Annotated in this window: 9 protein-coding genes; 4 read left to right on the top strand and 5 right to left on the bottom strand. The window is 42.6% G+C overall.

Annotated elements, in window-relative coordinates:
* Positions 1 to 84 precede the first annotated feature (84 nt).
* The 3 genes from BCY91_RS07360 to BCY91_RS07350 all read right to left on the bottom strand — a co-directional run bounded on the left by BCY91_RS07360 (position 85) and on the right by BCY91_RS07350 (position 8,155).
* The gene (locus BCY91_RS07360; protein WP_120181496.1) at positions 85 to 3,219 is read right to left on the bottom strand and encodes a glycoside hydrolase family 2 TIM barrel-domain containing protein; all 3,135 of its coding nucleotides are present in this window, start codon (positions 3,217 to 3,219) and stop codon (positions 85 to 87) included.
* Between the two features lie 168 nt (positions 3,220 to 3,387).
* On the bottom strand, positions 3,388 to 5,106 hold the full coding sequence (locus tag BCY91_RS07355; protein ID WP_120181314.1) for a RagB/SusD family nutrient uptake outer membrane protein: 1,719 nt from the start codon (positions 5,104 to 5,106) through the stop codon (positions 3,388 to 3,390).
* A gap of 4 nt (positions 5,107 to 5,110) precedes the next feature.
* Positions 5,111 to 8,155 (bottom strand): SusC/RagA family TonB-linked outer membrane protein, encoded by a 3,045-nt coding sequence (locus BCY91_RS07350; protein ID WP_220699449.1) that lies wholly within the window; start codon positions 8,153 to 8,155, stop codon positions 5,111 to 5,113.
* 392 nt (positions 8,156 to 8,547) lie between these two features.
* On the opposite strand from BCY91_RS07350, the gene uxuA reads away from it, so the two are divergent.
* The gene (gene uxuA / locus BCY91_RS07345) at positions 8,548 to 9,732 is read left to right on the top strand and encodes a mannonate dehydratase (RefSeq protein ID WP_120181494.1); all 1,185 of its coding nucleotides are present in this window, start codon (positions 8,548 to 8,550) and stop codon (positions 9,730 to 9,732) included.
* A gap of 384 nt (positions 9,733 to 10,116) precedes the next feature.
* Here the strand turns inward: uxuA and BCY91_RS07340 are convergent, their stop codons facing one another.
* Both BCY91_RS07340 and BCY91_RS07335 read right to left on the bottom strand, forming a co-directional pair.
* Entirely contained in the window at positions 10,117 to 10,416 is a 300-nt protein-coding gene (locus tag BCY91_RS07340) for a helix-turn-helix domain-containing protein (RefSeq protein ID WP_120181313.1), read from the bottom strand.
* On the bottom strand, positions 10,403 to 10,750 hold the full coding sequence (locus tag BCY91_RS07335; RefSeq protein ID WP_120181312.1) for a type II toxin-antitoxin system RelE/ParE family toxin: 348 nt from the start codon (positions 10,748 to 10,750) through the stop codon (positions 10,403 to 10,405). The genes BCY91_RS07340 and BCY91_RS07335 overlap by 14 nt, the downstream gene beginning before the upstream one ends.
* A 529-nt stretch (positions 10,751 to 11,279) precedes the next feature.
* On the opposite strand from BCY91_RS07335, the gene BCY91_RS07330 reads away from it, so the two are divergent.
* Genes BCY91_RS07330 through BCY91_RS07320 form a run of 3 tightly spaced genes read left to right on the top strand, consistent with a single transcriptional unit; the run spans position 11,280 to position 15,706 of the window.
* Positions 11,280 to 13,142, top strand: a complete 1,863-nt coding sequence (locus BCY91_RS07330; protein WP_245989026.1) for a sensor histidine kinase — start codon at positions 11,280 to 11,282, stop codon at positions 13,140 to 13,142.
* 24 nt (positions 13,143 to 13,166) lie between these two features.
* Positions 13,167 to 13,865 carry a response regulator transcription factor gene (locus tag BCY91_RS07325; RefSeq protein ID WP_120181310.1) on the top strand — a complete coding sequence of 233 codons (699 nt, stop codon included), beginning with the start codon at positions 13,167 to 13,169 and terminating at the stop codon, positions 13,863 to 13,865.
* 26 nt (positions 13,866 to 13,891) lie between these two features.
* The gene (locus tag BCY91_RS07320) at positions 13,892 to 15,706 is read left to right on the top strand and encodes a DUF4153 domain-containing protein (protein ID WP_120181309.1); all 1,815 of its coding nucleotides are present in this window, start codon (positions 13,892 to 13,894) and stop codon (positions 15,704 to 15,706) included.
* Positions 15,707 to 15,735: the final 29 nt, after the last annotated feature.

Below are 15,735 nucleotides of genomic sequence, written 5' to 3'. Positions count from 1 at the left end.
CTGTCAAAGCCATTTAAACATTATTTACAAAAATCGCATAAAAAAGCCCATCCGTTTTCTGTGGATGGGCTTTAAAGCTTTAACTTAATCTATCAGCTTAATGCTGTAGGTATAGCTGTATTTTGGTGCCTCTAGGCGATACTGCCTGTGCGGATAGGCGCCCCAGCTGTTATCGCCACCCACGCCCCGTTGGTTTAAATCGATATGTAAAATAGTAGCATTCGCTTTTTTAATATCTGTTGGATGTTGCTGTTTTTTGTTGGTGCCGGGGTCTAGCTCTTCTGTACGTACATCCAAAGCACTAAAGCTAATCGGCTGGTAGCCTTTCACTAAAATACCGCGGTTTTGATCATCAGTGAGTTTCACCCAGCGCGCGTCTGTTTTATAACCTGCTTCTTGCGGGCGGATGTAGGTCCAGGTGAACTGCTTGGCCACCTTATCCTGGTATAAACCTACAAAAGCGGCGGTTTTACGGTCGCTGTAATTTTCCCACGGGCCACGGCCGTAATAGCTCAAATTCTGGTAGTTTGCCGGAAAATCCATCCGCATACCAAAACGGGGCAACTCTGGCAAATCTCGGCCTGTCATATCTATGGATGCCGTTACTTTTACAGAGCCATCGTTCTGGATAACATAATCAACCGTGTAAGGCACAGCAATATTTTCTAACAGATAGCTTACTTTTATTGGCAAACCATCTGCATTTTGCTGGCCAACTTCCACATTTTTAATTGTTTTGCGGGCATGCGCAGTTCTCCAAACCCCTAACCTTTCCGGCATTCTATTGCCAAAATCATTATCGGTTGGCGCGCGCCAAAAATACGGCTCTGGGAATTGGCCTATATAAGATTTGCCGTTCTCGTAACGGGTAAACGCCCCTGTTTTAGTATTAAACTCACCTTTTGTTGCGCCCGAGCTAAAGGTAACTTTCTCACCGTCTGTATTTACCTGCAATTTACCGCCGGTTTTTTGATCAAAGGCGTAAAAGTCATTTGCAAACTTAAACTGCTCGCGGGCAACTTCGTGGTTTGCGGGCATCAAGTCTGTGGCTTTGTTGTTATACGCATATATGTTCAAGAAAATTTCTGTGCCTGGCGCAAGTTTCAATGCCGGAACGTTCAACTTCACATCTTTTTGCTGATGTGGCGCCAAATCCAATTTAAAAATACCTTCTTTTATTTTTTCGCCATTGCTTAGCAACTCCCAACGGAAATTGTATTGGTTAAGGTTGGTAAAATCAAAACGGTTGGTCAAGGTAATTATCCCTTTTTGGAGGTCTTTAGCGGTAAAAATAACGTTCTGGTAAATCTTCTTCACTTCGTACAGCCCCGGGTGCGGCACCTGATTGGCAGATATTAAGCCGTTAGCACAAAAGTTTTCGTCATTTTGCAATAAGTAGCCTCCTAAATCGCCACCGTAAGCATAAAAAGTACGGCCGTCTGCGGTCTGTGTTTTTAAGCCTTGGTCAACCCAATCCCAGATAAAACCGCCCTGCATATTTTTACTGTTGGTGATGATATCCCAATATTCTTTAAAATTACCGTTGCTGTTGCCCATAGCGTGCGAATACTCGCACATGATGTAGGGACGGGTTTTGTTGGAGTTAGCATAGTTCTGCATACTGCCGATGCCCGGATACATTGGCCCTACAATATCGGTGTTTTCTTCTTCGCCTGCCTGCTCAAACATCACAACACGACTTTTATCTCGTTCTTTTATCCACTTGTAAGCGTCATGGAAAACTTGTCCGTTTCCGCACTCGTTCCCCATAGACCAAATAATTACCGAAGGGTGATTTTTATCGCGCTCTAACATACGGGTGATGCGGTCCATGTGTGCCGGCGCCCATTGTGGCAAATAAGCCGGGTGTTTAGATTTGTCAAAATTGCCTTGCAAAGTAGCTCCCATTGCATGGGTTTCTATGTTTGCTTCATCTACCAAGTAAAAACCGTATTTATCGGCCAACTTTAGCGTTATAGGATCATTAGGATAATGGCTGGTGCGGATAGCGTTAAGGTTAAACTGTTTCATTAGCTCCATATCGCGGATTAAAGTTTCTTTAACCGGGACATGCCCTTTAACGGCGTCGTGCTCGTGACGGTTAGCCCCTTTTATCAAAACCGGGACGCCGTTTACCAACAAGCGCGAATTGATGATTTCTACCTTGCGGAAACCGATTTTTGAGCCTGTTAAGGACAATACCTTACCGCTTTGGTCGCTAAGTTTTAAAATTAAATCGTACAGATAAGGTGTTTCTGCACTCCATTTGTTTACATTATTTACGTTTCCTGTAAAAGAAAGCTGGGTAATTTCATTGTTGGCTATGGCCGATTTTTGCTGGCTTAAAACCGTTTTACCGCTGGCATCTAACACACTGAGTTCCAGATTTACGCTTTGATTACCGGCACCGGCGAATTTGCGTACATCAACGGTAGTGTTTAGCACTCCGTTTTTGTACTGCGCATCCAGCTCTGCTTTGGCAAAGAAATCCCAAACCGTAACTTTTGGCAATGCCACCAAATAAACGTCGCGCTCGATACCGCTTAAACGCCAAAAATCTTGATCTTCCAGATAGCTTCCATCGTGCCAACGAAACACTTGTACCGCCAGTTGGTTGTCGCCTTTTTGCAGTAGGGATGTGATATTAAACTCGGCAGGTGTTTTAGACGCTTTCGTCATTCCCGCCTTCTTTCCATTTACGTACACCTGCGCGTAACCGGTAATAGAACCAAAATGTAGCAGCACTTCGCGGTTATCCCAATTTGCTGGCACGGTAAAGTGCATACGGTAAGTGCCAACCGGGTTATTTTCGCCAATAAAAGGCGGATTTTTCGGAAAAGGGTAAACGATGTTGGTATAAATAGGAGTTCCGAAACCTTCCAACTCCCAGTTAGACGGAACTGGGATATTACTCCAGTTGGCATCGTTTAAATCTGTTTTGTAAAACTCTTGGTTACGGTTTTTGTACTGATCTACGTAAGTGAATTTCCAGTTTCCGTTAAGCAATTTGTAATACGGCGATTTACTATAATCGTCTGCCACCACATCTTTTTGGCTGTCAAAAAGCATAAAGGTAGCATGCGGTTTTTCTTTGTTGTGGTCTAAAATAGTGGGGTTTTCCCACTCGTTGTTTTGAGCAAATGCCGTTTTAAGGTTGCCGAGGCTTAAAGCGCAGAGCAAGGCTAAAACGGTTAATTTGTTCTTTTTGGCTGTTTGCATATTTAGGATCTGATTTTTTAGTTTTTTAGGCTTAAATGGTTTAAGATGTGCTAAGATAAAATAATTTTCAGGTTGCAGATTAAATAAGAAAGCCAGGAAACCGGGGGGATGGTTTCCAAGCATTTCTAACTAAACCAACTAATAGTGTTTTTATGTTTCCTTTAGCAATTATTTTGCGCCCGGGTAACCTGGATTCTGTTTTAAGAAATCGCCATTTTTATTGTTCAACTGAATTTCTGACAACGGTATTGGCAACAAGGCATTATAATCCGAGAAACCTGTGGTCACTTTTGTAGTAGGCTGTGTGTCGCCATTCATTGCAATACGAGATTTTAAGGTCCCGGTACGCACCAAGGTCATCCGTCGGTTTTCTTCAGCAATCAGCTCACGTGCGCGTTCATCCAAAATAAAGTTTAGGGTGATGTCTGATGAATTTACTTTACCCAGATTTGCGTTTCCGCTATTTGCCCGGGCCGTTTTAAAAGCGCGGTCTCTCAGCACGTTGATGTCATCAGCGGCATCTTGCAGTTTGTTTTGACGGAAACGGGCTTCGGCTCTTAACAAGTAAGTTTCACCTAAACGCATTACCGGCCAATCTTTCACTAAGGCATAGCCAAAATCATCGGTAGGATCATAACCGCCCCATTTTGTTGGGTAAGGGTACCAAACTTCTAAACTATCCGAACGGAAAGGTACTACCTTATCGCCTGTTTTTATCGTTTTCACAACAACCGCATTGGAAGCATCTTTAGCTACACGGAAACCGTCTGCATCAATACCAATCTCGGCGCTAAAACCTGGACGGTTGTAATTTGTAGTGCGGCGGATGTTGTAATTGCTGTTTCTGATATCGCCACTTAAACCCGTCCAAACGGTGTATTTCATAAAGTTGCTCAGTCGCAAACGTCCGTTACCGCGCCCTCCAAGCGAGTCGGCATTCACCATACCGTCCCATTTATGGTAGGCAGGTTGCCAAACCCTACGGTGTTGCGGATTGTCAATGGTGCCTCCGTTAACGGTGCGGTTGTATTCCAGTTCAAAAGTCCAGATGGCTTCGGTATTACCTTGAGAACGCCTCATGTTGCCTTGACGGAACATATCTCGGTAATAATCGCCGCCTTCTGCAAGGTATTTGCCGTACCGCGCTTCAATTAACTTGTATTTGTTGCCGCCGATGATGTCTGTTGCTGCGCTTTCTGCTTTTGCATAATAGCTTGCATCGCGCATACCCATCCGTAAAAAAGCTTCTGCTGCTAACTGCCTCGCCATATCTTTGTTAATGCGCGATTCTGTTTTTGCAGCGCCTACATCTGGCAAGTTCGCCATCGCAAAAGTCAAATCCTCTTCAATTACCTTATCAATATCCACAACTGCTTTGCGCTCAATATCAAAAGTTGGCACTTTGATAGGCACAGTTAGCAAAGGAACATCACCCCACAGGGTAACTAAAATGTTGTAAGCATAAGCCCTGAAAAACCGAGCTTCTGCGGCCGCTTTCGGGTTGCTATCGCCCACAGATTCAATAATAATATTGGCATTGTTGATAAACTCATAACACTTTTGCCACAAATAGTTTACCCCACCATTTTCTGGGTTCAAATCTTTGTATTGATAAAACGGGTTTTCTACACCCTCGGTAGAGCCGGCACTGGTGATATCCATTCCTATTTGCCAACAGGCCAAAAAGCCTTGGCGCCCGCTATACCCCCATAGCTCGGCGAACGTATGGTGCAAGCCTAACAACTGGTTATCTATGGTTGATGGATCGTTTCCTCCAGCGCGGTAGGCAGAGTAGGGTTTTTCATCTAAAAAGCTGTCTTTGCAAGCACCTACAGTTAACAAACCTAGCGCTAGCATGATGTAATTTATTTTTCTGTTGAATTTCATGAGACTAAAAGGTTAAGTTAAGACCAAAAATAAAGCTGCGTACCATTGGGTAGTTGATGTTATCGTTATCGCTTCCTCTTGTAATATCCCGTGCTTCCGGATCCCAACCCAGCCAATTTGTCCAGGTGTAAAGGTTGCGTCCGCTTGCGAACACCTGTGCGCCAGAAACTCCAATTTTTTCTACTAATTTTTGGTTTAGCGTATAGCTTAAAGTGATGTCTTTTAAACGGGTGTAACTGGCACTTTCTGGGAAACCGTAACCGTGACTGTTAGAGTGGTTACCTAAAGAACGCCACTCGTTGCTTTTGTTTGCCGGGGTCCAGTAGCCTAAAGCCGCAGGGGTGCTTCTGCGTCCCATTTCATCAGAAGCTCCTCCGATTTGTGGGTTGTTGCGCAATGCACCCTGCACGGTATTGATGAAAATGCTTAAAGCAAAATCTTTATAGGTGAAGGTATTTGTTAAACCGCCGGTCCATTTAGGTGAAGTTTGGCCTAAGATAGAGCGGTCGTTATCATCAACCTTACCATCTGGCTTGCCGTCTGGACCGCTGATGTCTGCCAATTTTAAATCCCCTGCTTGCGCTGCGGCATCCCAAGTTGAATTAGCGCCCGACGTAATTTCGTCCTCTTGCCAAATACCCACTTTGGTATAGTCATAAATTACCCCAATAGGTTGGCCTATAAACCAGCGGTTACCTAAATCGCTTTTGCCGTTACCGTAAAGATCAACTATCTTATTTTTATTGGTCGAGAAAACTACGGTGGTGGACCAGCTAAAATCTTTTTTGCTGATGTTACGGCTGTTTAAAGTAACATCTAAACCTGTGTTTTCTACCTCGCCAATGTTAGTTAAAACGGTTTGGTAGCCAGTTAATCGAGGCAAACTTTGGTCTAGCAATAAATCATTGGTGTGCGATTTATAAAAATCTATACTCCCGTCAATCCGGTTATTCCAAAGGCCAAAATCAAGTCCGGTATTAAAGCCGGTAGTTTTTTCCCATCGCAAATCATCGTTACCCATATTGGACCTCACTCTTAACGTGGTGTTAGATTTACCGCCCATGGTTAAAGAACCCGAATTCATTAATGCTAGAGTTCTGTATATCGGTACGGCTTCGTTACCGGATATACCATAAGATAAACGCAGTTTTAAATTGTTAAGCACACTCTCGTAGGGCTTCATAAAAGCTTCGTTGTGGATGTTCCACGCCACAGCGGCAGAAGGGAAAACGCCATATTTATGATTTGCCCCAAATACCGAAGAACCATCTCTGCGTACGGTAAAAGTGAATAGGTAACGGCTGTCAAATGAATAGTTTAAACGACCCATTTGCGAAATGGTGCGATACAAATCCGACTCGGAAGAAACGGTTTGCGTAGTAGCCGATTCTAAATTCCCCCAGCCCAACTCATCGTTAGGAAATATCTGGCCGCTAGCCACATTCTCTTGCCAATGTTTACTTTTTAAGGCATATAAACCGGTAAAATCAAAATGATGCTGCGCGATATCTTTGGTATAAGTTAAGATATGCTCCATGGTATAGGTTTGCGTTTCTCTGTTAATGATGCGCCCAAAGCCGTTTAGGTTGTAGACTGATTTACCTTCATAAGTATTTTCCCTTACAGGCACATAAGAATATCCCCCATTAAATTTATACTTTAAGCCTTGCAAAGGATCAGCTATCTGCCCAAAATCGGCCTCGGCATACCCGTTTAAAGAAACGTTAAACTGTCTTCTTTCGGGGTTTGTGGTAGTTGGCAATAAAGGATTGGACCATAATTGCTCCGAATACATCGGGTACTGTGTTAAAGTGCCGTCGTCATTATACATTTTGGCATAAGGGCTCATGGCCAGGGCTTGCAATAAATTGGCGCGGCCACCGTCTTTGTTATGCGCAACAAAAAACGTTGAAGTTCCAATAGAAAGATATTTTGTTGCTTTAAAATCTGTGTTAGCCCTAAAAGAGTAACGTTTATAATTGTAACCCTTAACAATACCATTTTGCCCTAGATAATCTGTAGACACATAATATTTGGCATTTTCGCTTCCGCCAGATAAACTTACGTTATGGTTTTGGATGTTTCCGGTTTGCATAACAGCATCTAACCAATCGGTTGTAACGCCATTTTTGTAATTATCAAACTCAAACTGGTTACGTACTGGGCCACCGTTATAAAGGCTAGTTTTGGTTATACGTGCATACTCCGCATAACGGTTAAGCAATTCCTCTCCGGATACCGGTTCTAAAATGTGTGCCGCTTCCTCTGCACCGGCATAGCCAGAATACTTTACAGAGGGCTTGCCCGTTGTGCCCCTTTTTGTAGTGATTAGGATTACCCCGTTTGAGCCGTTAACACCGTAAATAGCCACCGCCGATGGATCTTTAAGTATTTCTACCGATGCGATGTCGTTAGGGTTAATGTCATTGATGGAGCCGTCTGTTTTTGTAAGCGGAATTCCGTCTACCACCACGTAAGGCTCTGATGTAGCTTTAATAGAATTACGCCCTCTTACTTGGGCCGAGGGTGCATCGCCAGGGATAGATGAGGCCTGTGAAACCGTAACATTGGCAACCGCGCCTTGAATGGCTTGCATTACGTTATTTACCGGCAACTTGGAGAGCCTCTCTTTCGGTACAGAAGCTACGGATCCGGTAATATCAGAGCGCTTCTGTGTACCGTAACCAACAACTACCACCTCGTTTAAGGCTTTATCGTCTGCGGTTAATTTTACAGATACTGTGTTTTTACCTGCCACGTTTATGCTTTGGGTGGTGTAGCCCAAATAACTAAACTCAAGCACAGCGTTGTCTCCAACACTTATGCTATAATTACCATTAACGTCTGTTACGGTTCCCATGCTTTGCCCTTTTACTTTAACGCTTACGCCGATGAGCGGGCCAGAAGAATCGGCATCTGTAACCTTACCCGACACGGTGCGGTTTTGTGCCTGCACGCAGAAAGGGGAGATTAGAAATAGTAACAACAGCAAGGCTGGCACGCATGTGTGCCCGGCAATGCCATGAAAGAAGTATTTTTTCATCATCATTTTAAAATAGTTTAATTGGTTGTTTTAGGGTTTGGATATGGGCAGCGCCCATAGTGTCTTCGGTTTATTCTTCAGCTTTAATCATGTTTAGGTTATTGTTTTTTTTATGTTTCGCAAGTAAACTATCGAAACAAGTTTTGGTTAACAAAATTGGTTATTAAAAAGCCTTTTGTTTATTGGCTTTGCCCAAAACTAGAGGCTTTTGTATAAAACCGAGGGGGATAATCTCATTTATAGAGAGGGGCAAATTTGTAAAACGTGGGTTCAGAGCTTGCGGGGTGAAAATTCTTTCTGTTTTTCTTACCCTGCTCCTCTCATTTTCTGTAATACCCCAGTTTCCTAATTCTCTACAAAGCGCTTACATTAGCTGCTCCTTAACCAATTTTAACATGATGCAAAAATTAGAACAAACATTTAGATGGTTTGGCCCCGCGGATGAAGTGAGCTTGGCCGATATAAAGCAGACCGGCGCTACCGGCATTGTTACCGCTTTACATCAGATACCTTGCGGAGAGGTATGGACCAGGCAAGATATTTTAGCACGAAAAAAACTGATTGAAGATGCCGGCCTAACCTGGAGCGTGGTAGAAAGTGTAAACATCCACGAAAGCATTAAAACCGGCGCTCCAGAGCGCGATTTGTACATCGAACATTATAAAAGCACTTTAAAAAACTTAGCCCAAGCAGGGATTAAAGTAGTGTGCTATAATTTTATGCCTGTGCTAGATTGGACACGCACACATTTGCGTTATAGCTTGCCAGATAAGGCTGTAGCCCTCCGATACGATGCTATTGCATTGGCAGCCTTTGACCTTTATATTTTGCAAAGACCCGAAGCCTTTGAAGAATTTAACCAAGAGGTGCAACAAAAAGCCAAGCAGTACTTAGATGGGTTAAGTAAGGAAGAAAAACAGACCTTAACAGAAACCATTATGGCTGGCCTTCCCGGCACAGATGAAGTTTTCACTATCCCCGAGTTTCAGGAGCATTTAAAAAAGTACAGCCAAATCGGGAAAAGCGAGCTCCGCGAAAATCTTGCTTATTTTTTAAGAGCGATTATCCCTACGGCAGAGCAGGAAGGGGTCAAAATGTGCATCCACCCAGATGATCCCCCATTCCCCATCTTGGGTTTGCCCCGTATCGTTTGTGATGCAGCTGATTTGCAGTTTATTTTGGATGCAATCGATTCCGACAGTAACGGCATCACTTTTTGTACCGGCTCTTTGGGCGCAAATCCTGCTAATCAGCTTCCTGAGATGATCGCTCGGTTTGGCAATAAAATCCACTTCCTGCATTTGCGCAACGTAGAGCGCGAGGCCGACGGAAGTTTCTACGAAGCACCACATCTGGAAGGCAGCAATAGCATGTACCAAATCATGAAGGCTGTTGTTGAAGAGCAAAAAAGACGCTTGGCAAGCGGAGCGGGAACAATTAACATCCCGATGCGCCCGGACCACGGACACTTAATTTTGGACGATTTTAAGCGGAATACCTATCCCGGCTATTCGATAATTGGGCGTTTAAAGGGCTTGGCAGAACTGCGCGGGCTAGAGCTTGGGATTAGAGGCGAGCTATAAGGTTTTGGTAATTGCAAACCATTGGAGCGCGCGGAAAGTGGATTTTCGTGCCTTTGTGGTCGATTTTTAATTCAGTTAACCGCAGTGAACACAGAGAACCGGAGTTACAACTTACTAATGCCCCACGTTCTTTGTGCCCTTGTGGTTAATTTTTCAATTTAGTTAACCGCAGAAAACACAAAGAGGCTCGAAGCTTTAAAATTGCTAAATGCCCCGTGTTCTTTGTGTCTTTGTGGTTTAATTTTCAACCAATTTTCAGTGCAGAAACTGAGATTGCGAAGGGAAAACAGAGCGTCCTCTGTGGTCTTTGTGCACTTTGGGGTTTCAATTAAGCAAACTCACCAATCGAATATCATAGCTTCGATATTATGTGAGCTCAAACCATTATAAAAAGGTTAATCCAATTTTCCGGTTCAATCCCTGTTCAAAAATTCTAATTAAAGTAGCAAGTTGAATGTTTCCCTTTCCGTTCTCAAGCCTAGAAATATAACTTTTTTTTGTCCCAACTCTTTCTGCCAATTGTTCTTGCGTCAACTTAGCTTCCTTACGCGCTGTTTTCAGCATCTCACTCATAATAAACATCTGAGAATTTTCTTCATACTTATTGCGCTTGGAGCTCCCTATTTTACCGTGTTCCAACTCAATCAATTCGTCGAATGTTTTTACATTTTTATACCTGTCCATTGCTTTTCTTTTTAAAGTAATCCATTCTGATTTTTTCCGCTTTAGTTATTTCTGCGGCGGGTGTTTTCCTACTTTTCTTCTCGAAACCATTAAATAAAACAACCAGGTGTCCATCATCAAAACAACAAAAAATCCTATAAATATTGGACTGATATTCAATTCGGATTTCATATAAGCCTTCAGTTCCTGTTAAATGTTTTAAAAACTTTTCTGGCACTCGGTCAACCTGCTTAATCAATTCCAAGACGTATTGAATTTTATCCTTTACTTTTTGATTCTGCTGCTGATAGAAGTCAATAAAATAATGGCCATAAAAAACTATTGTCCGAGTCATTACTCAAAGTTATCCTATATGTCAACATTTTGCAAATTTTTGAAGTCATTTAAGGGCAAATACGGAAATTCAACACCGACAATTACACGGCTGTTACAGAATTCATCCTCCGCACCTCTTTCGTACCTTCTTCGCTACTTGTTGGCAAAAAGCACCGGTTTTGCGAAGGAGGTACGGACAATTAGCGAAGAACTAGCGAACAAAGCAATTTCAATTTTCAAGGCGCAAACATGCCAACGGACGCCAATTAACGCCAAACAGCGCCAACAAACGCCACGTCTCATCTATCCTAAAATAAACCCTTAACTTTAAGATATTGGTAAAATAAAAAAGGTGCTAATTGCTTAACACCTTTTCTAAACCAAAACTAAACTAATCACCAATTATAAATTTATGCGCGGGGGTGTGCGCTGTGATTGTCTCAAAGGTAAGGCATTGTGCGAGGGATAAAACTTAATTATTGTTAAGGAATGTTAAATTGTGTTAAAGCAACAAGGCTTAAAAGCTACACACTTATATTTGTTAAGAGATGAAGAGACAGAGTATTGTACTGATAATGGCTTTGATGAGTTTTGCTTTGGTTGGGGTGATGGCTATGCAGTTTTACTTCATCCGCGAATCTTACGAGCTAAAAACCCAGCTTTTTGACCAGTCTGTGAACGAGGCTTTAAAAAATGTTTCGGAGAAGCTGGAGAAAAAAGAAGCCTTGCTTTTTTTGGCGCACAAGGCAGATTTAGCCCATAAACGCAACGAAGAACTTGCGCGCAAAAGGCGCATCGCGCAAAGCCGAAAAACCAACAACCAAAAACTAAGTCCGCAAGAAAGCTCAACCATTGCCTTTGTACAAAAAATGAAGGCAAACCAAGCAAAATCCGATAGCATTTTCCGCTTGCGCGATAGCTTAATCCGCTCGCGCTATCCGTACAAACTGGTTTATAACGGCCCAGTGCAGGCAGAAAACCAAAGTCCGCGGTTTAACCTAAGAGTTGATGTTGATGAGGTGATTGACGAATACGGAAATGTACACACCATCCAAAGACAATCATTGGTTGAAACACAGCCCGCCCAACCTCAACTTCGCTTGGTTAGCAGGGGAAACGCGGTTGTAGATACGGTTAGGCGCTATGTGGTGCAGGACCCAATTTTAGGCACGGTGCTTAAAACCATCCCAAAACCAAATTTTTTAACAGGCATTTCTGAGCGTGAGCTTAAGTTAGCATCGCGGCAGCAACAAAATGAAAAACAGGCCAAAAGATTAACTAATTACCTGGATTCGGTAGAGCGTGTGAAAGATAAAAGCAGTGTATTTGAAGATATCGCGTCAGAAATGCAACAGGTAAATGTGCCTTTGCGCCAAAGGGTTGAAGCACAAAATATCGATTCGCTTTTGGCAACAGAATTGGCAAACAATGGCGTTAACTTAAACTATACCTACCGCATAGGCTCTGTACAGGCCGATTCTATCATTTTTTCAAACGCATCGCAAAAAAATAATCAGTTTTTGCCACAAAACACCTACAAAACCGCCCTATTCACTAAAGATATGTTGCGCGATGGTGGCTATTTGATGGTCAGCTTTCCGCAAAAAAACAGCGTCATCTTGCGAAATATGGGCTCTATATTGCTCTCATCAGTAAGCTTGCTTTTGGTGCTGGCCGGTAGTTTCATTTACACCATTTCCTCTATTTTAAGGCAGAAAAAAGTTTCCGAAATGAAAACCGATTTCATCAACAACATGACCCACGAGTTTAAAACCCCAGTGGCCACCATTATGATTGCCAGTGAAGCTTTGAAAGACCCCGAGATTAACAGCAATACCGCAAGGGTGAATAAGTTGGCGGGCGTAATTTACGATGAAAACGTACGCTTAGGCAACCATATAGAGCGGGTATTGAACATCGCTAAAATCGAAAAAGAAAACATTAAACTAGAGCACTCGCCACAACAAGTTAACGATTTAATTAGTGCCGTGGTAGACAGCATGGAGCTGCAATTACATAAAAAAGGCACTACCGTAACGCTAAATTTAAATGCCCAAAACTCGGTGATACTGGGCGATGAGTTGCACCTGAGCAACGTTATTTTTAATTTGATAGACAATGCCAACAAGTACAGTCCCGAATCGTCTAAAATAGACATCAGCACGCTGAACGATGGAAATTCGCTATTGATTAAAATTAAAGACACCGGCATAGGGATGAGCAAAGAACAGCTGAAGAAAATTTTTGAGCAGTTTTACCGTATCCCAACCGGAAACCTGCACGACGTAAAAGGCTTTGGGCTAGGATTAAGCTATGTTAACAGCGTGGTAAAAAAAATGAAGGGCAGCATTAGCGTAAAAAGTGAAAAAGATAAAGGTTCGGAATTTGAACTCAAATTTCCCTTAGCTTAAAATTCGCATCAGTAAATTTAAAAGATGACAAAAAAAAGAGTGCTTTTAGTAGAAGACGACCCCAATTTGGGGATGCTTTTAGAAGATTATTTAGATTTAAAAGGAAAGTTTGAAGTACAACTATGCACCAATGGCGAAGAGGGTTTGAAAGCATTTTTAGAAAAAAGCTTTGACATTTGCATTTTAGATGTGATGATGCCAAAAAAAGACGGCTTTAGTTTGGCAAAAGACATCCGCAACGCAAACCCTAACGTACCCATCATATTTGCTACGGCCAAAGGAATGATGGAAGATAAAACCGAAGCGTTTACTTTAGGTGGCGATGATTATATCACCAAGCCGTTCCGCATTGAGGAGCTTTTATTGCGTATCAATGCCCTTTTAAAACGCAGCGGTCAACAAAACCAGACCGAAGAAGCCAAACCAACTTTTTTCGAAATTGGCACCTACACCTTTGATTACCAAAGCCAACAAATTAGCCACAACGGCCAGCAACAAAAAGTGAGCACCAAAGAAGCCGAGCTTTTGCGCCTTTTGTGCTTAAAGAAAAACGATGTGCTTACCCGCGAGGAAGCTTTACTGCAGATATGGCACGATGACAATTACTTTAACGGCCGCAGTATGGACGTGTTTTTAAGCAAGTTGCGCAAATATTTAAAAGAAGACCCCAACGTTGAAATTATAAATGTGCACGGCAGGGGCTATAAATTGTTGGTAAATTAAATTTATCTTTAAAGGAAATTACCGCCATGAAATTTCCTTCCTTAAACCAGCTTTGGCTTTCCTTTACACAGGTTTACAAGCGCTTTTTCTTTCCCATCTGTTATGCACTAATTGGCACCTTAGCCGCCTTTGCGTTAACTTACGCTTGGCGCGATGATGAAACAGCACAACAACTAATAAAATTTATTTATCTCGGAAATTTCGGCATGGCCATGTCGCTAGCCTTGGCTTTATATGCAGAAACGCACCCGCTACCGAAAGCTAAATTTTACCTAAGTCATGTGATAATTCTTGTTCTGTTAGCGCTCATTTACCTTTTATTAGCACCTAACCAAAAACAGGCGGATGTTTTCGTGCTCCTCATCATTGGCTTCGCGGTGCATCTATTGGTAGCCTTGGCCGCTTTTAACCGCAGCAACACCGAAGTAGGTTTTTGGCAACTTAACAAAACTTTTTTCTTGCGCTTTGCCACATCGGCACTCTACAGTGCGGTACTTTTTGCCGGTTTAAGCATCGCGCTGTTAAGTATCCACACGCTCTTCAACATCAAATGGGACAGCGAAATTTACCTGCGTTTATGGATTATCATTGTAGGTTTGTTTAACACGATATTTTTCTTGGCAGGTATTCCGCAACCTCTTGCGCCGCTCAATCAGGACCCTTCTTACCCAAAGGCCTTAAAAATATTTACCCAATACGTTTTAATCCCGCTGGCCAGTATATACTTATTGATTTTATTGGCGTACGAAGTTAAAATCCTTTTGCAATGGAGCTTGCCCAACAGCTCGGTGGCAATTTTAGTTTTGGGATATGCCGTTTTCGGGATGCTATCTATTTTGTTGGTGCACCCCATCCGCAAGCAAGAAGAAAACAAGTGGATACAATTTTACAGCAAAAGTTTTTACGTGCTGATGTTGCCTCTTTTGTTGCTTTTATCGGTAGCTATTTGGAAACGTGTGGCAGATTATGGCATAACAGAAAGCCGATATATATTAATTGTTTTGGCCCTGTGGCTTGCTTTTGTCACGCTTTACTTTTTGATAAAAGGGCGCGACCACATCCGGATAATCCCCATCAGTTTGTTGATCGTTTCTGTGTGTGCCATGCTTGGTCCCTGGGGCATCAAGTCGGTTTCAAAGGCCTCACAAACGGCGCGCCTAGCAAAGCAACTGAGTTTGCCAGTTACTAAAGAACGCGACGTAGAAATAAGAAATTTGGTGCGTTACCTTAATGAAAACTATGGCGCAAAAACCTTGCAGCCCTTTGTGAAGATGGACTTAAACCGTTTGGAGCAACAGCAACAAGAAAAACTCAAAAACAAAAAATTAGCCCATTGGGATGCACAACAAAAATTAGAGGACACGGTTTTAACCGAACTAAAAATCAGTAAAACAGCAGAAACAGATTTGTGGATGCAATACCAAAGAAACTATAGCAATGCGCAAGCGGGCGAAGTTGATTTACAGGGGGCCATTAAATTGGTTGAGGTGAACTCATCATCACTAAACACAACGGAGCGCAAAACTTTCGACCTGCAAAAACAAAAGTTTCAGCTGGCTTTAAATAAGAGAAACCAGTTGGTTTTAAGTGAAAACGGCAAAGCCATCGTCAGCTTTCCAGTAGCACAGTTATTGCAAAAACTGCATCAAAACCAAGCGCTTAACGCCAGTACAGAAGGATTTATCAAAGTGCCCAACGCACAAATGCAATTAGAAAAAGTGAGCGGGAATTACCTTTTTAAACTACGGTTTGAGCAGCTAAGCGGCTATTTCCGCACAGCAAACAAGCAACCCGAAAACGTTCAGTTTAGCGCTTATTTATTGGTGCACCCCAAAATGTAGCATAGTAATTGATTTTATTGCCCTAAATC

Source organism: Pelobium manganitolerans, assembly GCF_003609575.1.
In the GTDB taxonomy this organism is placed as follows: Bacteria; Bacteroidota; Bacteroidia; order Sphingobacteriales; family Sphingobacteriaceae; genus Pseudopedobacter; species Pseudopedobacter manganitolerans.
Note: the sequence above shows the minus strand (reverse complement) of the source record. Positions and strands in the feature narration are given on the sequence as shown.